This window comes from Sporomusa sp. 246TCP1, assembly GCF_057319775.1.
Window position 1 is genome coordinate 1,581,587 of record NZ_CM170492.1, and the last position, 22,253, is coordinate 1,603,839.

A 22,253-nucleotide genomic window follows, 5' to 3' on the forward strand; every position below is an offset into this window, starting at 1 on the left:
ATTCTGCATTTCCCTTACTATTCCTCTTGCACTTGTCACAGTTGCTAAGAGTTATGTTAAAATGTTACAAGGAGAAAATAGTAAAAATGAATAAAATAATGATGATAGTAATGCTGGTAGTAGTAGTGGCTATCAGCGCTGGCTGCAACCAGGTTGTTGCCGGTCAAGGAGGAATTAGTATGACTACCGAGGAAGCGCTTTCTTTGTGGCAGGCCCAAAAAGCTGTCATTATTGACGTGCGTACTTCCCAGGAATATCAGGCAGGTCATATTCCTGATGCAATGCTTATCCCGCTCAATCAGTTAGAAACTCGGTTAGATGAAATACCCCAAGATCAGACGGTGCTGCTTATTTGCCGTAGTGGCAGAAGAAGTGCTCAGGGAACAAACTTGCTGCGCAGCAAGGGTTTTGAACAGGTAGTAAACATCGAAGGCGGTATGCTCGCCTGGCGTGGACCGGTGGTTAAGTGAAGTTATATATTGCTGAAAAACCCAGCATGGCTGCTGAAATTGCGAAATATTTGCCAGGACCGGTAAGCCGCAAGGATGGTTATATTACTACCGGCGATGGCGTAATTACCTGGGGCTATGGGCATATTCTCCGCCAGGCTGAACCAGATGAATATGATCCCAAATATGAACGATGGCGGGTAGAAGATTTGCCGATAATCCCGCAAAACTGGAAGCTGTTGGTGGCTGATTCCTGCAAAAAACAATTTGAAATTGTCAAAGGCTTGATCGACCAGGCAACAGAAATTGTTCACGCCGGTGACCCTGACCGGGAAGGACAGTTATTGATTGATGAAGTATTGGATTATGTTAATAACCAAAAGCCGGTCCGCCGGATTTTGTTAAATGCACTTGACGAGCATAGCATAAAAAAAGCCATTATCAGCCTGCGAGATAACCAGGAGTTTCATGACTTGAAACAGTCAGCCTTAGCCAGATCCCGTGCTGACTGGCTGATTGGCATGAATCTATCCCGGGCATATACATTAGCAGCCCAGCAGGCAGGTCACCGCACAACCTTGCCGGTAGGCCGGGTTAAGACGCCAACCTTGGCACTTGTTGTCCGCCGGGAGCGGGAAATAGAAGGCTTCAAACAAGTGGAGTATTTTACTGTTAAAGCTGATTTTGAGCATGATAGCACTGTATTTACCGCCTATTGGAAACCGCATGAGGAACAACCAGGTCTTGATACGGAAGGCCGGCTGGCTGATAAAACCATTGCCAAAGATTTACTGGCAAGTCTGAAGTCGGCTAAAGAGCCGGCGACTGTAATTTCCTGCGAAACAACCGAAAAGAAGGAGCAGCAGCGTCTGCCGCTAGCGCTTTCGACTCTGCAGGTCATGGCTGGTAAAAAGTTTGGTTATGATCCGCAGGTGGTATTAGATACGGCTCAAAAGCTATATGAACGCAAGCTGACTACCTACCCGCGTTCTGACTGTGAATTTTTGCCTGAGGCTCAGCATGAAGATGCTGGCGTAATTATTGGCAATTTAGGCCGGATTGCCAATAACGAACTGGCAGGCTGGGCGACGAAAGCCGATACCAATATTAGCAGCCGTGCCTGGAATGACAAGAAAATCACCGCTCACCATGCTATTATACCTACTGTGGAACGATGCAATTTTGCCAGTTTGAATGAGACGGAAAGAAATATTTATTTTCTTATTGCTCAGACCTATATTGCCCAATTTTATCCGGTTCATGTTTATGATCAGACGCGGGCTGAACTGGAGCATGCCGGTGAAACCTTTATCGCTAATGGACGCATTGTTAAGGAATTGGGCTGGAAAGAAATTTATAGTGCCGACACCGAAGAAAAGAAAGAGGATGACAGCACAACGCTGCCAGGCATGATGAAGGGAGATCGGCCTTTATTTATACGGGCATCTGCTGAAAAGAAATCAACAAAACCACCTGGTCGGTTTACGGCTGCTACGCTGTTGGCTGCCATGAAGGAAATACATAAATATGTAAAAAATCCTGACTTGAAAAAGCAGCTCAAAGATGTGGCCGGCATTGGTACTGAGGCTACCCGCGCTACCATTATTAAAGAACTGATTGACCGTGGCTTTTTGAAGGAAGAAACGAAAAGAAAATATCTTAAACCCACTGAACCGGCGTATTTGCTTGTCGATATACTGCCGGAAGAAATTACCTATCCTGACTTTACTGCTTTATGGGAGGATATTTTACACCAGATGGCTGAAGGCAATGCCAGCCTGGACACTTTTTTAATGCAGCAAGCAAGGTTTACGGCCAGTCTGTGCACCAAGGCCAGGGGGGCCGATATTCCTCTCAATGGCGAGTATCATTGTCCTCGCTGTCGCAAAGGGGTGCTCCAACTCCGCAATGGTAAGCATGGCAAGTTTTGGGGCTGTTCCCGCTATCCGGCTTGCCGGGCTTCTTATAATGACAAGAATGATAAACCTGATATGCCGGTACCACCAGTAAAAAAACAAGAGCAAGGCTGATTACGCCTTGCCTTTGTCCATGATAAAGCTTGAGGGACAGGTAAAATGTTTAGAAGAAAGCAGGTGGCATGATGAATCCGGCTGAAATAAAACCGTATATCCGGCTTTCAACAAAGAATCCGCTGTTAGACGGCAAGAATGGCGACCGTGGAAAAAATTTGGTTACCGAATTTTGGATAAAGACGGTGTAACAGAGTATATCATGAACAAGAAGCGATTAAAAATCGTATCCTGCAAACGTTTGCCAATGTAGATGCCGATGTGTTTTTGTTTGGGTCTCGAGCCCAGGGAACTGTGCGGGAACGGTCAGATTATGATGTCGGTTATTATACTCAAGAAAAAGTACCTGCTCGCCTATTGACAGATTTAAAAGCCGATTTAGAAGAAATGCCGATTCCGGCAGCGGTGGATATTGCTGACCCCCCGGCCTTTGCCGGAAAAAGCGTTCCGTAGGAGAAAAGCCGGGCGGTATTCCGTTAAAAAATCCGTACTGTTTGAGCGTAGCGAGTTTACGGATTTTAGGAATATCGCCCGGCTTTTCAGCTTTTGGAGGCTTAGTGCCTAGACTTTTTGTTACTTTACTATGAAAACATCTCCTATGTGCCAGAAAAAAAGGCGCACAAATACAAGCCTTATAGTCTAGGGCCAAAAAATTTATGGTATGTAGGCAATTAGGCCGTAGCTGTGGTGGGGAGCTCCCAACCCAAAGCCGCTAATTTCTTCAAATATGATTGTATTTTCTTCTCCCGGTTAAATCGATTGTAATACTCGGAACCTAACTCTCGATAAGGAACGTCTGTTTTTAGTATGTGGTAGATCGCTATCAGTATGGAATGGGCGACAGCTACGGCGGCTCTGCTGCTTCCTCTTCGTGCCGCAATCCGTTGATATTGGGCTGAAAAGAAGCTTCCCTTCACTTTTTGCGCAGCCTTAGCACATTGAATTAAGATGGCTTTTAATGTTTTGTTTCCATGAGTGGTTTTTCCACTCTTTCGTTTTCCTGCACTCTCATGGTTACCTGGAGCCACACCGGCCCAAGAGCTAATATGGCCATCTGTGGGAAACCGATTCATATTAAGCCCGATTTCCGCTAAGATGGTTTCTGCACTGATTCTCCCAACACCCGGAATTTCATCTATGGCTGTGATGGCAGCTTCATATTTGTCTAAGTAGTCTTTGATGAGTTTGTCCATATCTTCGATACGCTTTGTCATATCATCAATATGATCCAGGACATTGCGCAGCAATCTGCGTTGCAAAGGCGAGATAACTCCGTCAACAGAAGCCATGATTTCATTGAGTTTACCGTGCATGCTGGGATGAAGTAGCCTTAAAATTTCGTCTTCATCCAGCTTTTTGTCTTGGACAATGCTTTCCAAAAGTCGCCGGGAACTCTTGCCGTTGATAGCACTTACTACGCTAGATAGTTTCACATTGGCTCCCTCTAGCATTTTCTGCAATCGGTTCAGCTCACGGCTTCTCTCATCAGTCAAGCTCTTGCGGTAGCGAGAAATTTCCCGCAGTTCACGTTGTTCACGGTCTGGAATATAGCTTGCTTTTAGTAACCCATGTCGGAGAAGATCCGCAATCCATTCTGCATCTTTGACGTCGGTCTTACGACCAGGCAAAGATTTCATGTGCTGGGCGTTGACTACCATGGCATCCAAGCCGGACAGTTCAAAGATGTTGTACAATGGCTTCCAGTAGGAAGCGGTACTTTCCATGGCAATCATTTGACATCTAGCCTCAACTAGCCAGGCTGATAAATCCCGCAGTTCTTTTGTCGTTGTACCAAACTGACGAAGTTCCTGCTTTCCACCACAGATTAGACAGGCAACTATCATCTTTTTGTGTACATCAATCCCACAACAACGCTCATAAGTTATGTCCACAATATCATCCCCTTGTAGATAAAATATGGCGCGACTTCCTGTAAGTTATTATTTTACTACACGTCCTTTCGCCCGAATGAGCTGGACAATATGTGGTTCAAGCAGGAAGTCATATCAATTTTGGGGTCGAGTTCTTAGCTCAAAAAGTATCGACCTTATGCCACACTTTAATTATACGACATTGTTTTCGTTTATGGTGATGCTACAGCGCGCGTTGCATCTAATTTTGGGGCAATGCCAAAAGTAAAACCTCTCTTTAGTCTTTATCTATTGTATGATTAGTAAAAATATAGCAGGATATATTACTGTAGGTAAAGAAAATAGCAATAGTTTATTGAAAAAGTAAACTATTGCTATTTTTATATAAGTGCTATTATTGGACTGGGAAGCTAGCATTCTGGAGAACGTGAGTATGCAGGCATTAAAAAGACTTATCGTAAGGAATTTTAGCTGAACAACTCAGTTTTTTTAGATATGGAGACATTTTCACCAAGGCTGATTACGCCTTGCCCTTGGATACTTTCACTTTTCGCTTGGCACCATAGGTCTTGGTGCTGGCGGGTTTCGGTTTGCGACGGCTTCTTAAATTATTGCCGCCATGAGTGTCAGTTTTTTTATCAGCAGTTTTTTTGTCGGCCACTGGTTTTTCCATGAATCTCTTAGGTGCAGTAGCGCTTGCTTTTTTGGTGGCATTTTTAATTACCTTTTGTCCATTGGCCTTATATTTTTCAATTGTTGAACCGATGCCCTGTTCTATTAAACGCAAATACATATGCTCACCGGGAATAATGAAGGTGATGGCTGTCCCGGTTTCACCGGCCCGGCCGGTACGTCCGATGCGGTGGATATAACTTTCGGTGTCATGCGGGATATCATAACTAAATACATGGGTTACACCTTCGATATCCAAGCCGCGGGCGGCAATATCAGTGGCAACCAGGAGCTGTAGCCTGGCTTCACTAAAACGCTTCATAACCTGAGCGCGTTTGGCCTGGGACAAGTCGCCATGCAGTTCGTCTACTTTGTAGCCGCGCTGAATGAGTGCCGTATTGAGAGCCTTGGCCCGGTCCTTGGTATGGCAGAAGATAATGGCTAGATAGGGTTGGTATTCGTCAATCATAGCACAGAGTTTATCAAGTTTACCGGCTTCAGGCAGTTCAATCATAATCTGCTTGATTTCATCTAAGGTTATATTTTGCGTCTGGATATGAATATCTGCCGGTTTGGTCATATAGCGTGCGGCCAGCGCTCGTACCTTTGGCGGCATGGTGGCCGAAAACAGCAGGGTTTGCCGTTTGGGGGATGTCAACTGAATAACCTCTTCCACTTCGTCTAAAAAGCCCATATGGAGCATTTGATCGGCCTCATCCAATACCAGCTTAGAGACTCCTGAAAGCACCAGTGTTTTGCGGCGTACATGGTCAAGCAAGCGGCCGGGGGTACCGATAACAAGATGTGGCTGACCGCGGAGTTTGCGAATTTGTTCATCCACATCCTGACCGCCATATACGGCTAACACGTTAATACTTAGTACGTTTGCCAGTTTTACGGCTTCATCCCGGATTTGCATTGTTAATTCCCTGGTAGGGGTGACAATTAAGGCTTGTACATGCGGGGCCGAGTTTCTTATTTTTTCTAAAATAGGCAGTAAAAACGCCAGCGTCTTGCCGGTGCCTGTCTGCGACTGAGCGATGACATCTTTGCCTGTCAGTACTACCGGTATAGTTTGTACCTGAACCGGAGTAGGCTGGCTAATGCCAGATTGTTTTAAAAATTGAGTCAGCTCAGGGCGAATACCCAGGGCTGAGAAATTTGTTGCCATCAATAAAACACCTTCTTTTCCAAATAAATAGCTGTTATTTCAGTTTGCGCAAGCAAAACTAAGGGTATACAGAGTGGGGTAAAAATCTAATATACTACTATTTTCCATCAAAGTAAAGAGTATTTCTTCAATAAAGCTGATATTTATGTTAAAATGAAGAAAAATGGTGAAAAGGACTAGAACATGAACTTACTATCTCTAGAGAATGTGACGAAAAGCTACGGCGAGAAAGTCTTATTTAGGCAAGTTACCTTTGGCGTTGACGAGGGTGATAAAATTGGTTTGATTGGCGTCAATGGCACAGGTAAATCAACTTTTTTTAAGGTTATTGCCGGCGTGGATACAGCTGATGCCGGTAAAATAACGACAGGCAACAGCCTGCAGATCGAATATTTGCCGCAAAACCCTGAATTTGATGCTACTGCTACTGTATTGGAACAGGTTTTCAAAGGCCATTCCCCAGTGATGCAGGTGTTGCGGGAATACGAACAGGTTTTGCTGCAGGTGCAAAATTGTCCGGCAGATGAGGCGTGTCAAAAACGGCTTATTGCATTAAGTCAACAAATGGATGCCAGCAATGCCTGGCAATTAGAAAGTGACGCTAAAACAGTGCTTACTAAACTGGGAATTCTTGATTTTTCAGCTATTGTCAGCACCTTATCCGGCGGACAGCGCAAACGAATCGCGTTAGCCAGTGCGCTAATTAATCCTGCAGACCTTTTAATCCTCGATGAACCTACCAACCATATTGATAACCAGACGGTGGCCTGGTTGGAACAATACCTGGCCAAACGTAAGGGCGCACTGCTGATGATTACCCATGACCGTTACTTCCTGGACAGAGTGACAAACCGGATTATCGAATTGGATAAGGGGAATCTGTATACCTATATGGGGAACTACAGTCAGTTTCTGGAATCCAAAGCAGAGCGGGAAGAACAACAGGAAGCCAGCGAGCGTAAGCGCCAGAATATCCTGAGAAATGAGCTGGCCTGGATAAGGCGGGGTGCGCAGGCCCGCAGTACCAAACAAAAGGCTAGAATTGAACGGTTTGAGGAGCTAAGTGCCCAGACGCCTGAATCAGCAAACGGACAATTGGAGATTGCTGTGGGGGCCAGCCGGTTAGGGCGTAAGATTATCGAGCTGGAGTGTATTACCCAAAAATTTGATGGCAAAACGCTAATTCAGGACTTTAATTATATTGTACTCAAGAATGACAGAGTAGGTATTACCGGACCTAATGGCAGCGGAAAATCCACCTTGCTCAACCTGATTACAGGGAGGTTGACTGCTGATAGCGGGCAGGTGGAGATTGGTCAGACTGTTAAAATCGGTTATTTTTCGCAGGAAAGCAGCGAAATGAACCAAGATTTGCGGGTGATTGAATATATCAAGGAAGAAGCTCACTTTTTACCTACCGCTGATGGTGGTACGATAAGCGCAGGACAGCTCTTAGAACGATTCCTCTTTCCGCCCAGCCTGCAATGGACACCGATTGCCAAACTGTCAGGCGGAGAAAAGCGTCGTTTGTTTTTGCTCCGGATTCTTATAAGCGCACCTAATGTGCTCTTGTTGGATGAACCCACCAATGACCTGGATGTGCAGACCTTAAGCATTCTGGAAGACTACCTGGAAGACTTTCCCGGTGCGGTGATTGTGGTTTCTCATGACAGATATTTTCTCGACAGGGTTGTTGAAAAACTGTTTGTTTTTGAAGGCCAGGGCAAGATTACACAATATCCTGGCAATTACTCAGATTATCAGGACAAAATCAGTGGGCAGGAAACTGAAAATGCCGATAAAAGCAAAGCTGCAGCAGAAAAGAAACCAGCAGTGCAGGACAAACCCAAAGAACGGCCTCGCAAGCTGTCTTTCAAAGAACAGCGGGAATATGACCAGATTGAAGAGGTAATCACCGGCGTTGAGCAGGAGCTGGCTCAGGTGGCGGCAGGCATTAATACGGCAGGCAGTGACTTCGAACTGCTGCAGAAGCTTACTGACAGGCAGCAGGAGCTGGAAGCTAGGCTTGATGAACTGCTTGAACGCTGGACCTATCTTAATGAACTGGTGGACCAGTTCGCGAACTGATGGCAACAAAGGAGCTGGTTGGAAGGCGATGAATATACAAATATTTGGCACAAAAAAATGCCAGGATACGAAGAAAGCGGAAAGGTATTTTAAAGAACGTAAGATACTGTTTCAGTTTATTGATTTAAATATAAAGGGCTTAAGCAAGGGGGAACTGGACAGAGTAAGGGCAGCTGTCGGTGGGCTGGAAAATCTGATTGATAAAACAGGCAAGGAATATGCCAAACGCAATTTAAAATACCTGGTACACAATGTGGAAGAGGTGTTGCTGGAGCATCCATTGCTACTTCGAACGCCGGTAGTAAGGAACGGAGCCAAGGCTACTGTTGGGTATTGTCCTGAGGTGTGGGGCAGCTGGCTTTAAGCAACTATATCAATTAAAACTGGAGAAAAATATATGTTAACAAAGGCTCGGGAAATATTAAAAAAATATTACGGTTACGACGAATTTCGGCCAGGACAGGCTAAGGTCATTGGTAGTCTGCTTGGCGGTAAGGACACAGTAGCCATTATGCCGACAGGGGCAGGCAAATCGTTGTGCTTTCAGATTCCGGCGATGCTGCTGCCTGGCATTACCATAGTGGTTTCGCCGCTTATTTCGCTCATGAAGGATCAGGTGGATGCACTAGCTGGGCAAGGGATATCTGCTACTTTTATTAATAGTTCGCTGACAGGTGCAGAGGCGGGGCGGCGGTTGCAGCATATGCGCGCCGGCCATTACAAACTGGTCTATGTGGCACCTGAGCGGCTGACTGCCGACTGGTTCCAAGCGGTGGTGGGTGAACTTAAAATAAGTATGCTGGCTATTGACGAAGCCCACTGTGTTTCGCAATGGGGCCATGACTTTCGTCCAAGCTATCGAAATGTGGGTACGTTTATTGCCAGTTTGCCTGAAAGGCCGGTAATTGGTGCTTTTACGGCTACTGCCACCCCTGAGGTAAAAAATGACATTGAGAACCTGCTGGCCTTACGGTGGCCGCAAGTCCATATAACAGGGTTTGATCGCCCCAATCTCTCTTTTTCCGTCCTACGCGGCGAAAACAAACAGCAGTTTGTGATGAAATATATTAAGGCCAACGCTAATCAAGCCGGCATTATCTATGCAGCTACTCGTAAAGAAGTTGACAGTCTGTATGAATTGCTCAGGAAAAAAGGGTTTGCTGCCGGGCGGTATCATGCCGGGTTAAGTGATCAGGAGCGTATGACCCAGCAGGAACAATTTCTCTATGATGATATCCGGGTTATGGTGGCCACTAATGCTTTTGGCATGGGGATCGACAAATCCAATGTGCGTTATGTAGTGCATTATAATATGCCGAAGAATATGGAATCTTATTACCAAGAAGCTGGTCGCAGCGGACGGGATGGTGCGCCGGGAGAATGTATCCTGCTGTTTGGGCCGCAAGATCCGCTGTTACAACGGTTTTTGATCGATAAGTCTGTTGAGCATCCGGAGCGCAAACAACATGAACTAAAGAAACTGCAGGAGATGGTGGATTATTGTCACACTCCGGACTGTCTGCGGCAGTATATATTACATTATTTTGGCGAACCGACGACAAACGAAGGCTGCGGTAATTGTGGCAACTGTATGGCTGACGGCGAACAGGTAGATATTACAGTTGATGCCCAGAAGGTTTTTTCCTGCATTTATCGCATGCGGGAACGGTTCGGTATTGCTGTTATTGCCGATGTGCTAAAAGGCTCGAAAAACAAAAAGGTCCAGCAACTGGGCTTTGACCAGTTGCCGACCTATGGCTTGATGGCAGAGCGTACTGTGCAGGACATTAAAACCTTGGTGCAACGCTTGCTGGCCACAGGGTATCTGCGTTTGACTGAGAGTGAATATCCGGTAGTAAAATTAGAACCGGAAGCATTTTTAGTGTTGCGCAGCGAGGCTAGAGTTTGGCAAAAGGTATTTACTGAACGTCAGCCAGTCCAGGACGATTCCTTATTTGAATTGCTGCGGCAGTGTCGAAAACGCATCTCAGAGCGGGAAAATATACCGCCATTTGTTGTATTTGCCGACACAACCCTGCGGGAAATGAGCCAGCAGCGCCCGGCAGACTTACTTGCTATGCGCCAAATCAAGGGTGTTGGTGAGCTTAAATTGCAAAAATATGGCGGGGAATTTCTGGGGATAATTACTACCTATCTGGCAGAAAATGCTACTGCAGTAAGTTATGCAGACACGGCTGTTATTTCGGCGCCAACCAAAAAGGTGGCAGCCAAAAAGAGCAGCAAGGCAGATTCTGAACCCAGTCATGTTGTAACTCTGGCTATGTACCAGCAAGGTCTTGACTTAGAGGACATTGCTAAGTCGCGGGATTTAACGGTGAACACACTGCAAAATCATCTGGTACGTTGCGCGCAGGAGGGGCATGCTGTTGATTGGGACAGACTTATTCCCACCCAGTATGAAGAGCTTATTATTGCTGCGATAAAACAAATTGGCACAGGCCAATTGAGACCACTTAAAGAGGCCCTGCCTGATGGCGTGAGCTATGGTGCCATTAAGGCGGTTTTATGTAAGCATTTTGCCGCAGCCGGCAAGGCGTAGGGGGTAAAGATAATTACCGATGAATAAGAAAGCAATAGCATGGTTATATCAGCAATTGCCAGAACTTGTTGCTAAGGGTATTATTCCGTCGGAAAGTGCTGATAAGCTAAAAGAGCATTATGGGTCTGTAGCTGAAAACACAGGTAACAGGATCTTTGTGCTGGTCTTTGGAATCATTGGTGCGCTCCTGGTGGGTCTAGGCATTATTTTGATTTTAGCCCATAACTGGGCGCAATTAACCAAGCTGCATCGACTCATGATTTCGGTTGGGCTGCTTGTAACTGCGCAAATTATTGCTGGCAGCGTATTATGGTTTAAGCACAACAGCAGGGCATGGCGCGAGGCGGCGGCAACCTTGCTAATGCTGATGGTTGGTGCCGCCTTGGCATTGGTGGGACAGACTTACCATCTGGTGGAGGATATGGATGCTTTTATGCTCAACTGGATGCTGCTGTCACTGCCGCTGCTGTATCTGATGAATTCCGTAGTGGCAGCGATACTGTATTTTATCGGAGTAACGGCTTGGAGTGGCGGTCAGTATGGTCTGAGTAAGCAATTTATTTGGGTATTATTCGGTTTAGCACTGCCCTATTACCGGGTAATGCTTACCAACTGCCGTCAGGCCAATGCTACAGTCATTTTATCCTGGGTGGTAACTATTTGTTTCTATTTTATTTTTGGGGCAGCTTTTTCAAATTATCTGGACCGGCTGGGGCTACTCATATATAGCGCGCTATTTGCCATGACCTATCTGATTGGAGTAGTATGGTCGAAGCAGGAAGAACACAGTTGGCGCCTGCCCTTCAAAACGGCAGGCATGACAGGGAGTATCGGGGTAACCTTTATTTTAACGTTTAATGATGTTTGGCGGCATATGGCATCAGGTTTGCGCTCAGAGTCATTGCCGGCTTATGGATTAGCTGCTGTGCTGCTATTCATGGTAATAGGTGGTACTTTTCTTTTGCGCAACTGCAGCGAGCAGGACTTCAGGCGTTTTTCGCTGATACCCTGTGTAATTGGAGTCGCTTACTTAATTCAGTTTTACGATGCCAGTGGTACTGGCGCAACTATCCTATTAAATGGTTACCTGCTGTGGCTAAGTATCAGTATTATGACCACAGGAGTGCGTAGCCAGCGTATTGGCGTCGTAAATTTGGGTATGCTGCTGATCGTAGCGCTGATTGTTGCTCGTTTTTTTGATATTGATGTAAGTTTTGTTGTGCGCGGCATAGTATTTGTTTTGGTAGGTATGGGTTTTCTTGTGGCAAATATTGTTTTACTGCGCCGCAAAGCGGGGTGGCAGCATGAAAAATAGAAAATGGCTGTTAGGCATATTTATCATTGTCGCTTTACTGCAGGCAGCTGTACCGCTCTTTATGGCTTGGCGCTGGGAGGATGTATTGCAGACTGGCCGGCAGTTTTACTGGCAGACGGCCCCGGTTGACCCCTATGATGCGTTTAAGGGGCGCTATGTTGAACTGCGGTTTAAAGAAAACACAGCTCCTCGCAGCAATACTGCCGATTTGGTTGCAGGACAGATGGTATATGCTATTATTAGTGAGAATGCAGAAGGCAAAGCTTATATCAGCGGGGTGAGTGTAACTCGTCCGGAAACAGGTTACTATATAAAAGCGAAAGCCTACGAGAATGGACAAAATACAATTCATGTTAACTTACCATTTACGCGGTATTATTTGCCGGAAGACCTGGCTCCTGCGGCTGAAGCTGCTTATCGCGAAAGTGCAGGTAAACAAACAAGTATAGCAGTTGTTCGTATTAAAGACGGTTATGGAGTTATTGAGCAGTTGTATGTCGGTGATAAGACATTACTAGAATTTTTGCAGCAATCACCGCAGGGGTACACTGAATAAGGAGAATAAAGTAATGGACGGAACACAACGGAAAAATATTACACCTGGTGCGAAAGTTAAAATTGTGCAAAAACCGCACCAGCGAACAGGACAGTTAACTGAAGGGATAGTCAAAGATATTTTGACAAGCAGCGCTGTACATCATCGGGGCATTAAAGTACGGTTAACCGACGGAACAGTTGGCAGGGTTCAAGAAGTTATGGGTTAGTGACTCATATGCTTGAGCCACTAGTGAACTCATTTCAGCACGGCTGAAACATCAGGAATTCAGATGGAGAGTCGCTTCCACCATGCAAATCTGGAAATGACTAAAACCCGCGAAATTTCGCGGGTTTTTGCTTATGTTAAAGTGGTTGGTGGAGGGTGTATCTTAACCTAAAAAATGAATCAATAGAACAGCCATGACAAAGCTTGACGCAGGCGAACGAATCAAAGTTTACTTTTACAATAACCGTCCTTTGATTGTAAGCGTCAAATAAATCGTCACATGTACAACCAGGCCTCCGGATGAGACAATAGGTCCAAGAGAATCACATAGAGTTTGTTGGAGTCATTTGGATTCTTAGAAACTCGCAGGAGGTCTACTTTTATGAGCGTACAGAAAGTGACGCATGAAGTTCGATTGGAGAAATGGCGCAATATTGTTACGGCTTGCCGCAACAGTGGCAAAACCATTAAAACGTGGTGCAGCGAAAATAACATTAACGTGAAAACATACTATCATTGGCAGAAACTTGTATGTCAGGAGACTTGCCGGGCAATTTCGGTAAGTCTCCCTGCCTCCAGCGAGGCTGTTCCCGTACAGGGTTCGGTATTTGCAGAAATGAAGATGCCTAAGCATCGTGCGGAAACATTGGCTATCACGATTGAGCGTAACGATATGCAAATCCATGTCTATCAAGGCGCTGATATGGTAACCGTGGAGGCTACGCTTCTGGCACTGAAACATTTATGTTAGGTGATATATCTAAAATCGAACATATCTTTCTCGCCTGTGGCCACACCGATATGAGAAGATCTATTGATGGTCTGGCAGCGACCATACAGCAATGCTTTCACCTAGATCCGTTCTCCAGCAGTCTGTTCCTGTTTTGCGGCGTCGGCGTGATCGAATCAAAGCGCTCTTTTGGGATGGCGATGGCTTTGTACTTTTGTATAAACGGCTGGAGAACGGAGGCTTTCAGTGGCCAAAAGATGAAAAAGAGGTCAAACACATTACGCCACAACAGTTTCGTTGGCTAATGGAAGGGTTAAGCATTCAACAGCCGAGGGCGCATAAAAAAGTCGATAAAATACAAATCGTCTAATTTGCTGAAAGTCCTAAATATCCTGCAAAATCAATGGATTTAACGGATTTTTCATGGAAAAAAGCCATAAAATATGGTATAATTATTACATGAAAATTCTAGTGAACGGTACTAATACACAAGAAGAAATGATCTCTGTTTCTCGTACTGAATATGAGGCACTAAAAATACAAAATGAGGAACTGACTCAACAGGTCAAGTGGCTGATGGAGCAAATGCGTCTTTCCAAACAAAAACAGTTCGGCTCCTCCAGTGAAAAAAGCAAATACGATCAGTTTAATCTTTTTAACGAGGCGGAGGCAACAGCAGATGAACGGGTGCCCGAGCCTGAATTGACTGAAGTTCAGAAGCATTATCGTAAGAATGTCAAAGAAAGAAAAGAGACCATTCCTGCCGATTTACCAATAGAGGTTGTAGAGCATTTTTTACCGGAACATGAACAGGAATGCCCGGAATGTGGTTCAAAACTGCATATTATGGGTAAAAATGTCCGCCGCGAATTGAAGATCATCCCGGCCAAAGCAGTTATCGTAGAACATATTGACTATGTATATGCCTGCCGCGACTGTGAAGTCAATTCATGCAGCGTGCCTATTATCAAGGCACCAATGGACAAGCCGGTAATCAAAGGAAGCTTTGCTTCTCCAGAAGCAGTTGCTCATATTATGACACAGAAATTTGCAAATGGAATGCCATTGCATCGCCAGGAGCAAGATTTGAGCCGTATGGGCATAGCTCTTTCCAAACAAACTATGTCTAACTGGCTAATTCGGTGTTCTGAAGATTGGCTGGAGCCAATCTATGATGCCTTTAAAGAGCTACTTTCCATACAGCCAGTGCTCCACGCAGATGAAACCATTTTACAGGTACTTCACGAGCCGGGCAAATCTGCGCAAAGCAAAAGCTACATGTGGCTGTATAGAACTGGCGGGTGTGCTAGTATACCTATTGTGCTGTGTGATTATCAGCCAGACCGGAAGGCAAAGCATCCTTTAGAATTTTTGCAGGAGTTTAGCGGCTACCTTCATACGGATGGTTATGCCGGGTATCATAGCTTGCCGGAGCGAATCGTCATTGTGGGCTGCTGGGCACATGCCAGAAGAAAATTTGACGAGGCGCTAAAAGGCCTTTTGGAAAAAGACCGAGAAGGCTCTGGGGCGCAACGTGGCAAACAATATTGCGATAAGCTATTTACTATTGAGCGCCAACTAGCTGATTGTACACCGGAAGAACGCTATAAAAAGCGTCAGGAACTGGCAAAACCAGTGCTTGACGAGTTTTTGTCGTACCTTCATACAGTAAAGGCATCTACCAAGAGCGGATTTGGCAGAGCCGTGCACTATACGTTGGAGCAATGGAAATATCTCGAACGATATCTACTGGACGGAAGGCTGGAAATCAGTAACAATCGCGCCGAGCGCAGCATTAAGCCGTTTGTGATTGACCGCAAAAATTTTCTCTTTGCCAACACACCGCGAGGAGCTAAAGCCAGCGCAGTTGTGTTTAGCATAATAGAAACCGCAAAGGAAAATGGGCTCAATCCATATGCCTACCTGACTTATATTTTTAAAAACGCACCCAACTGGGATATACGAAATGATGTTGAGGTACTACAACGACTAATGCCCAGTTTTGTTCCAGATTACTGTAAAACTAATGCCGTTACCAAATGACTTGTTGTCAAGGTGACGGCATTTTTGACGCTTACCTTTGATTGAGAGTGATTCTGGTTATAGTCACAAGAAAAAAGTACCTATGCCACAATGGTATGGGTACTTTTCTTATTATAAAAGAAAATATAAGTTTTGGGAGTCGCGGAGGCATTATAAAACAAGGGGTGTCAAGTACAAACCCGGCACAGGCGGTCGTCATACAACGCTTCGCCGCTGGCGCTTAACCTCCGCTTATGCATAACAACCGCCAGTGCCTCCGTACTGTTTACGCCCGGCTTGAGCAACGGTGGTATTGTCTTGTTAATGCAACCCCCTAAGATAGTAACGCCACCCCCTGGCCTTAAAGACATTGTGCCCCCATAAGGTGGTACCCCGGCAACCCCCGTAATCCCCGTAACTCCCGTACCCTCCGGCCTTTGCCAGAAAAAGCGTTCCGCAGGAGAAAAGCCGGGCGGTATTCCGTTAAAAAATCCGTACTGTTTGAGCGTAGCGAGTTTACGGATTTTAGGAATATCGCCCGGCTTTTCAGCTTTTGGAGGCTTAGGGCCTAGACCTTTTGTTACTTTTGGGGCAATGCCAAAAGTAAAACCCCTCTCCTTGTATTCCATTGACTCAACTTAAGACAAAGGACCGTTTTAGCGGTTTTTTTTAGCAGGTTTTTATGCCTTTGTTAGGCTATTTGATGACCTGTTTTCGAAGTGTAGTGTAGGAAGTTTGTCTTTTGCTGGGTATCGGATTGTTTCTTCTGAAAATTGAAAATTACTAAAACCTGCGAATATTGCGTTTTTTTTGCTGTTTATTGGGAGTGTAGGCGGTGGAGACGACTAAGTATGATTTACTTAAAAGGCAGCAATCGAATTTATGCACAAGGAGATTGTCGGATTTAGCTAGAATAGTAAACAATGGTATAGATTGGAAAGCATATTGTGAGTTAAAGAAACCATCATCTGATTTTCTTGACTCATAAAGTCGGAAAAAATGTTTTTCGTAATTTAATTATTAAAGTGGTGAAAAATATGACAATAAATAGTTGTTTTAATTGTGTAGATGTACCTGTACCATATCAATTTATTAGAAAGAATTTGAGTATCATTCTAAACGATGTTAGTCAGTATAATATGTTTTTCTCAGAGTTTGTTAACTTTTTCTTATCAAAAAGATTAACTCCTATGGCCTACGAGTTTATGCAAGAATTTCTTAAAGGGAGAGTATTAGAAGATAAAAAGAAAAGTTATTTAAAAAATACTCTCCGACGTGTTTTTTTAGATGAGAATCATCTCAAGGGCTTAATCGGAGAACATTTATTAGCTTTCTTTTATAATAAAGCCGCAAGTGATTTTCTTTTAGGGTACGGCCCAAAAGGTAGGTCTTCAGCTGAACCAGGAATAGATTATATTTGTTTTGTTGGCGATTCAACAAATATGGACGATATTCGTTTTATTGTATGGGAAACTAAAGCAACCGAGAATAAAGCCTCCACAAGGGCAGCTGAGATATACGATTTCTTTTCAAAAGACGGAAGTTTCGATGAAAATATTGATGCTGAAATGAGAGCTATTCAGGAGGAGTTTAGTAATGAGCAAAATCCCAATTTACGCAAAGTAATTGCTAATATGCCTTACCACGTTTTTGAGCGAGATAGACATATGATGATTGGTGCCTGTGCGATAATTCCTGAAGACTCTACGACTCAGGTCACATTCAAGACGTTTCAAAAATGTTTACCTGAACTAACTAAAGAGCAACGGCTTGTCAAATTCATAATAGTACAAGCCATTGATAAGATTAAAACCGATCTTAGGAGTTCGATATGGAACAAATTTTAAATAAGGCTAATATGACAGAGCTTTTAAAAGAAGTTTCTGTTAATCCTGATAGTATGCACAACCTATTGCAAGAACTATATCTTAGTACTATACATTTGGACATTACTGAAGCAAAGAAAGATACCCAAAATGTTATAAAAAGTCTTATATTAGCGGAACGAATATCTCTATTCTTATTCTCAAATTACTCCAAAATTTTAGGGTCTTATAAAGAATATGGGATAGTTAAATTGGCAATGGAAACCGCTGGGATGGCTTTTGAAAAACTAGGAGATTATTTAGAGCACACGATATCGGAAGATGTTAAGCCAGAAGATCTTTCATACAAGAAAGCTAGATACTATTTGCGGGCTTCTATAGCTTATACACTTGGAGATAATCCACCCAATAGTGTAGTTATTGCTCGAAAGTTCCAAAGAGAGCTAAAAAAAATAGAAGAACTAGGGATCATTCAATCAGGGATTCTTGAGATTTATGAATTTGCGGGACAAATATTAAATCGTACTATACAAGTTAATAGTACTTTCTCTGAATCAGCCCTTGGAGAAGTTTTAAATCTGTTGAAACAATATTTACAATCTGGAAATCGGCAAAGTTTTCACTTTGGAATTGAGAAGCTACAGCAGTTACAGCATGAGTACTTATCTAAATATGATATCACTGAATTTTGGGTGTTATCATATTTAGAAATGTGCCTTAAAAAAATATATGAAAATAGTGTATGGGCTCAACTAAAAGGAAAATATAGTGATTTGTACATACAACAACTGATTAAATCACGCCCTTCAGTAATCGAGCTTTGGCCTAATCAAATCGAGATACTGAATAGTCCAAATGGTTTTTTTTCTGACATTTGTATTCGAAGAGGAGTCATTACTTTACCAACAAGTGGTGGTAAGAGTTTACTAGCAGAGCTTGCTATTGTTAGAGAACTAGAGGCGATAACAGGACAAGTATGTATTTATATAGTCCCGACCAATGCACTTGCTTATGAGGTTACTCAAAGATTGCGGTCACGATTTAGACGATTGAATTACAGTGTACAAATATCCCCCGATGGCTTTGAGGGCGACGTACCTGATGAAAAATCTAATATAATTGTTACAACTCCTGAAAAACTGTTTAGCTCTTTACTAAATCATGATATTGGTAATTTTTTTGAGAATGTTGCCTTAATTATTTTCGACGAGGCACACAAGATATCTGAACCAGAGAGGGGCTGGGCAATAGAAGGGGCTATATGGTTTCTAATAAATCATAGTAAATATAATAAAATCAAGCTGTTGCTTCTATCTGCTATTTTAGATAATGGTGAACAGATACTGGATTGGTTGAATTGTAATGAAAATGATGTTCCGATAGCTAAGAAACCAATCACTAATGATTGGAAGCCTACAGCAAAATTGAAATCCATAGTCGATTTTAGTTATCAAAAAAGAGCAGGTCGTTGGGCGGAGATTTTATCTAATCATAAATTATATAAAGCGGGCTATAAAGGATATTTAGCTCAAGCTAATCTTAAATTCATTGACCAACAAGGAAAGATAATTAAGAGCTTTCGACTCTTTGAATTTCCTCGTTATCACAATATTAATGATAATAAGGTTAGTACTATATACAACGCATTAAACAATGAAAAATTAAACACAAATGCGGTCGACGGTCTTAAGCGGATTACGATTAATATCATTAATAAAAGCAAATACAGCATTAGCAATTTCCTCAACTGATTTGAAAAAAACATTGTAGATGCAGGTGCGTTTGAGCCAACCCCATACTTTTTCAATTGGATTTAGTTGTGGGCTATATGGGGGTAAAAAAACTAACTCAAGTACTTCTTTGTTTTGTTGCAAAAAAGGTTGAAGCAGTTTGGCATGATGAATGCGGGCATTGTCCAAAATCATCACGATTTTTTGACCAGGATATTTCTCAAGCACCAATTGCAAAAATGCGAGAAATTGCTGTGCATCATAACTGGTAGAGTGACTACATACTACTTCTCCGGTTTCATAATCTAATACGCCGATTAGCTTTACACCACTGTGTTTTCCGTAGGTTGGAACTATTCTTTGCTTTCCTTTAGGAAACCAAGTCCGAAAAATGGCTTGATAGTCCCTAATCATGCACTCATCTTGAAACAGCAGACGGTCGATTGTACCATGCAAAAGCGAATCTTTCAGTTCATAAAGTTTTTTTAAACTCTTCTTGTTTTTGAGGATTTGCATTAGCCAGAGTGTATGTGGGCCGGGTACAGCTAAATCCAAGGCTATGCAACAAATTTAACGTACCGCGTATACTGTAAGTTACACCAAAAGTTTTCTCAATCCATTGCTGCAGTAAGGGAGCTGTCCAGTTCATTTCTACCGAAAATCCAGCGTCTTTTGGAACGTGATGTGCAACCATATCATACACTTGTTGGCATTGCTCTTCGCTTAAAAAGGTTGGCCGGCCTGGCGAATGGTTCATTCGTAAGCCTTTTAATCCGCAATTAACATAAAGATTAATATATCGATAGACTGTGCTAAGAGCCCGCCCAGTTATTTGAGAAATTGTTTCTTTTGAATACCCTTGCAAATACAGGTAAATCGTTTGATAACGTTCCTGCATCCGCGAATTCTTACATGACTTCATTTTTCTTTTGAGGCGTTTGACTCTTCGATGGATTACTTCTGATGGTAATTGGCGGATGTCTCGCATGTGTCTACCCCTTCGTCATGAATTAATTGACAAAGGATTTCGCCATAAAATCCAAAAACCATTTTCTTAACAAATAATAATTATCAATAGTTGCTTCTTTTTGATATTTTTTTACTCTTTAATGCGTCATATATAATAATATTAAACTAAATAATTTTATTATGGGAATAGCTCAGTCTATAAAAAAGACAGGGGGACCTTAATTTTTTTCAACACTAAGGCAGATTGTGAAGAATTTATACGTGAATATAAGCCATTCTTTCCAGAAAACCTTCGGATTATCAATGAAGTTGAATTATTAGTAAAATTCATAGAAAAAAGGTTGGGAAAAAACCATCTTTTAATAATTGGATTAAGAAAAGGTGTTGTTTACCATCACGGTAGTATACCTCTAGATGTAAGAGAGGCTTTGGAAGATTATTTTCGTAAGGGATATCTTAAAGTAATGGTTTGCACAACAACTCTTGTCGAGGGAGTTAATTTTCCTATCCAGAATTTTATATATACAGGTAGAAAATATCCAGCACAAAGGACTGTTGATATAGGGGATTTTAAAAATATTGTTGGAAGAGCCGGAAGAGCCTATCAGAGTACATATGGACAAATTTTATTTGTCGACTTCTATCCAGCAAATATTGTCCAGACTCATTTAGTTTATGAACAATATTCAAATGGTGTGATGAGTGCTGCTTTTCGAGATGATGTACTTAAGAAATTAGTTGATATATTAAACGAAAAAAAAGAAAACGAAATTGATGGATATCTCGATCAGGTTAGTGATAACGGCTTTTTTAAAACGCTCTTGTTGTTTTTTAACTATGGTTATCAGTCTTTGGAAAATTTAGACAACTTATTTTTAAGTTCATTATTTGGTAGGCAGTCGAATACGGAAGCACTTATGCCATATGTTGAAGCTTCAAGAAGGGCGTATAACTTCTATAGCAAGAGGGATAACAAAGAAAGAGAAGCAGTTCAGCATAGTGGGCTATCCTTCAGGTCTTACGGGGTGCTGCGATCATTATCTAATACTATATTGCAAAATGCAAGTAATCTGCCGGATGTAGCAAATATTCATGATATTATTACCGAAGAAAAATTTAACGTTATAATAAGCCTTCATGAATGTGAATGTTTCAAGGTTCATAGAAGTACGCCTACCTCCCGAACTGTCCAAATTAATCATTACAATTTATTTATTGATTGGGTTGAAAATGGTATCGTCATTACCGAACTTGCAGATAAATATTTCCATGAAGTTAATGAGGAATTTCGTTCGAGTCGTTGTTTTGATTATATAAGAGATATGTATGAATATAAGTTACCAAGAATATTTACAGTTATATCGAAAATATGCTGTGATTCACTAGGCTTAATTTTTGATAATATCAAAGTATATTATCTTCTGAAAAATTTACCAATGTTTGTGAAGTTCGGACTTAATTCGGAGACTGAAGTTGATTTAGTAAGAGTCGGATTTAACTCACGAGAAACAATAAAGGATTTAGCTAAATTTATTGAAAGATATGTTGAATATAAGGATTTGGACGAACTTAAGAAGTTTTTTATGGAGTTTGATCCTTTAATGTTGAAGGATAGTGTAAAATCGCTTACTGATTATGAGGTAAAAAAAATCACCGCATTGGCTAATAGTTTCAAAGATATGTCAAGCTATATAGAGTTAGTAGGCCGGATTCAGACTCATGTTGCTTCAACTAAGTATAATTTATGCAAACTGGAACATTGTCTAGAGATTATTAATTTTATACCCAACACTGAGCTCAGACTTGAAAGGGAAGCAAAAAATTTTTATGACGATAACGCTATAGCAGTTTATTGTGGGGAGGATAAGATTGGATATATTCCAAGGAAAGTAAACGAAGAAATCGCTTATTATTTAGATTTGTATTATAAGCCTCGAATTGAACTCAAAAGTGTTAAAGTAGTTGATATTACAACCTATATTGAAATTGTTATAGAAATTAGCCTTGAACAATAAATACTCGTAAATTATCAATGCACATCAGTTATTAAATTTCAT

General features: G+C 42.4%; 19 protein-coding genes and 1 pseudogene. 16 read left to right on the top strand and 4 right to left on the bottom strand.

All coding sequences use genetic code 11. The features are described from left to right. Positions 1–86: 86 nt before the first annotated feature. The 4 genes from AC1ECB_RS07910 to AC1ECB_RS07925 all read left to right on the top strand — a co-directional run bounded on the left by AC1ECB_RS07910 (position 87) and on the right by AC1ECB_RS07925 (position 2,932). A complete protein-coding gene (locus AC1ECB_RS07910; protein ID WP_485668194.1) occupies positions 87–470 on the top strand; it encodes a rhodanese-like domain-containing protein in 384 nt (127 codons plus the stop codon). Then, positions 467–2,479 carry a DNA topoisomerase 3 gene (locus tag AC1ECB_RS07915; protein WP_485668195.1) on the top strand — a complete coding sequence of 671 codons (2,013 nt, stop codon included), beginning with the start codon at positions 467–469 and terminating at the stop codon, positions 2,477–2,479. Before AC1ECB_RS07910 ends, AC1ECB_RS07915 begins: the two co-directional genes overlap by 4 nt. A 68-nt stretch (positions 2,480–2,547) precedes the next feature. Next, positions 2,548–2,670, top strand: coding sequence for a hypothetical protein (locus AC1ECB_RS07920; protein WP_485668196.1), 123 nt, complete (start codon positions 2,548–2,550; stop codon positions 2,668–2,670). A 40-nt stretch (positions 2,671–2,710) separates the two neighbouring features. Next, positions 2,711–2,932 carry a nucleotidyltransferase domain-containing protein gene (locus AC1ECB_RS07925; protein WP_485669298.1) on the top strand — a complete coding sequence of 74 codons (222 nt, stop codon included), beginning with the start codon at positions 2,711–2,713 and terminating at the stop codon, positions 2,930–2,932. A gap of 218 nt (positions 2,933–3,150) precedes the next feature. Here the strand turns inward: AC1ECB_RS07925 and AC1ECB_RS07930 are convergent, their stop codons facing one another. Beyond that, entirely contained in the window at positions 3,151–4,371 is a 1,221-nt protein-coding gene (locus AC1ECB_RS07930) for an IS110 family RNA-guided transposase (protein ID WP_485667050.1), read from the bottom strand. Positions 4,372–4,870: 499 nt separating this feature from the next. Continuing rightward, positions 4,871–6,193 (bottom strand): DEAD/DEAH box helicase, encoded by a 1,323-nt coding sequence (locus AC1ECB_RS07935; protein ID WP_485668197.1) that lies wholly within the window; start codon positions 6,191–6,193, stop codon positions 4,871–4,873. A gap of 183 nt (positions 6,194–6,376) precedes the next feature. Here AC1ECB_RS07935 and AC1ECB_RS07940 point away from each other — a divergent pair, with 183 nt between their 5' ends. The 9 genes and pseudogenes from AC1ECB_RS07940 (at position 6,377) to tnpC (ending at position 15,692) form a co-directional block, all read left to right on the top strand. Next, positions 6,377–8,281 carry an ABC-F family ATP-binding cassette domain-containing protein gene (locus AC1ECB_RS07940; RefSeq protein ID WP_485668198.1) on the top strand — a complete coding sequence of 635 codons (1,905 nt, stop codon included), beginning with the start codon at positions 6,377–6,379 and terminating at the stop codon, positions 8,279–8,281. Positions 8,282–8,309: 28 nt separating this feature from the next. Continuing rightward, positions 8,310–8,645, top strand: a complete 336-nt coding sequence (locus tag AC1ECB_RS07945) for an arsenate reductase family protein (protein ID WP_485668199.1) — start codon at positions 8,310–8,312, stop codon at positions 8,643–8,645. A 33-nt stretch (positions 8,646–8,678) separates the two neighbouring features. Beyond that, positions 8,679–10,841, top strand: a complete 2,163-nt coding sequence (gene recQ, locus AC1ECB_RS07950) for a DNA helicase RecQ (RefSeq protein ID WP_485668200.1) — start codon at positions 8,679–8,681, stop codon at positions 10,839–10,841. 19 nt (positions 10,842–10,860) lie between these two features. Next, the gene (locus tag AC1ECB_RS07955; protein WP_485668201.1) at positions 10,861–12,156 is read left to right on the top strand and encodes a DUF2157 domain-containing protein; all 1,296 of its coding nucleotides are present in this window, start codon (positions 10,861–10,863) and stop codon (positions 12,154–12,156) included. Beyond that, positions 12,146–12,712 (top strand): GDYXXLXY domain-containing protein, encoded by a 567-nt coding sequence (locus tag AC1ECB_RS07960; protein WP_485668202.1) that lies wholly within the window; start codon positions 12,146–12,148, stop codon positions 12,710–12,712. Before AC1ECB_RS07955 ends, AC1ECB_RS07960 begins: the two co-directional genes overlap by 11 nt. 13 nt (positions 12,713–12,725) lie before the next feature. Continuing rightward, entirely contained in the window at positions 12,726–12,920 is a 195-nt protein-coding gene (locus AC1ECB_RS07965; RefSeq protein WP_485668203.1) for a YwbE family protein, read from the top strand. A 381-nt stretch (positions 12,921–13,301) separates the two neighbouring features. Further along, a complete protein-coding gene (gene tnpA, locus AC1ECB_RS07970) occupies positions 13,302–13,670 on the top strand; it encodes an IS66 family insertion sequence element accessory protein TnpA (RefSeq protein WP_485664427.1) in 369 nt (122 codons plus the stop codon). A 50-nt stretch (positions 13,671–13,720) separates the two neighbouring features. Continuing rightward, positions 13,721–14,019: pseudogene (gene tnpB / locus AC1ECB_RS07975) on the top strand (IS66 family insertion sequence element accessory protein TnpB). 89 nt (positions 14,020–14,108) lie between these two features. Continuing rightward, positions 14,109–15,692, top strand: a complete 1,584-nt coding sequence (gene tnpC, locus AC1ECB_RS07980; protein WP_485665402.1) for an IS66 family transposase — start codon at positions 14,109–14,111, stop codon at positions 15,690–15,692. Positions 15,693–15,859: 167 nt separating this feature from the next. Here the strand turns inward: tnpC and AC1ECB_RS07985 are convergent, their stop codons facing one another. Then, positions 15,860–16,300: a hypothetical protein gene (locus AC1ECB_RS07985; protein WP_485668204.1), complete on the bottom strand. Its 441-nt coding sequence runs from the start codon at positions 16,298–16,300 to the stop codon at positions 15,860–15,862. Positions 16,301–16,708: 408 nt separating this feature from the next. Here AC1ECB_RS07985 and AC1ECB_RS07990 point away from each other — a divergent pair, with 408 nt between their 5' ends. Together AC1ECB_RS07990 and AC1ECB_RS07995 are read left to right on the top strand one after the other, a co-directional pair. Beyond that, positions 16,709–17,518 carry a hypothetical protein gene (locus tag AC1ECB_RS07990; RefSeq protein WP_485668205.1) on the top strand — a complete coding sequence of 270 codons (810 nt, stop codon included), beginning with the start codon at positions 16,709–16,711 and terminating at the stop codon, positions 17,516–17,518. Then, the gene (locus AC1ECB_RS07995) at positions 17,503–19,248 is read left to right on the top strand and encodes a DEAD/DEAH box helicase (protein WP_485668206.1); all 1,746 of its coding nucleotides are present in this window, start codon (positions 17,503–17,505) and stop codon (positions 19,246–19,248) included. The genes AC1ECB_RS07990 and AC1ECB_RS07995 overlap by 16 nt, the downstream gene beginning before the upstream one ends. Here AC1ECB_RS07995 and AC1ECB_RS08000 read toward each other — a convergent pair. Continuing rightward, a protein-coding gene (locus AC1ECB_RS08000) for an IS630 family transposase (protein WP_485665795.1) occupies positions 19,159–20,215 on the bottom strand; the annotation gives its coding sequence in 2 pieces (ribosomal slippage) (positions 19,159–19,708 and positions 19,707–20,215; 1,059 coding nt in all). The two genes, AC1ECB_RS07995 and AC1ECB_RS08000, sit on opposite strands and share 90 nt — an antisense overlap. A 322-nt stretch (positions 20,216–20,537) precedes the next feature. Between AC1ECB_RS08000 and AC1ECB_RS08005 the strand changes: the two genes are divergently transcribed. Next, positions 20,538–22,211, top strand: coding sequence for an HIRAN domain-containing protein (locus AC1ECB_RS08005; protein WP_485668207.1), 1,674 nt, complete (start codon positions 20,538–20,540; stop codon positions 22,209–22,211). The last annotated feature ends 42 nt before the right edge of the window (positions 22,212–22,253 follow it).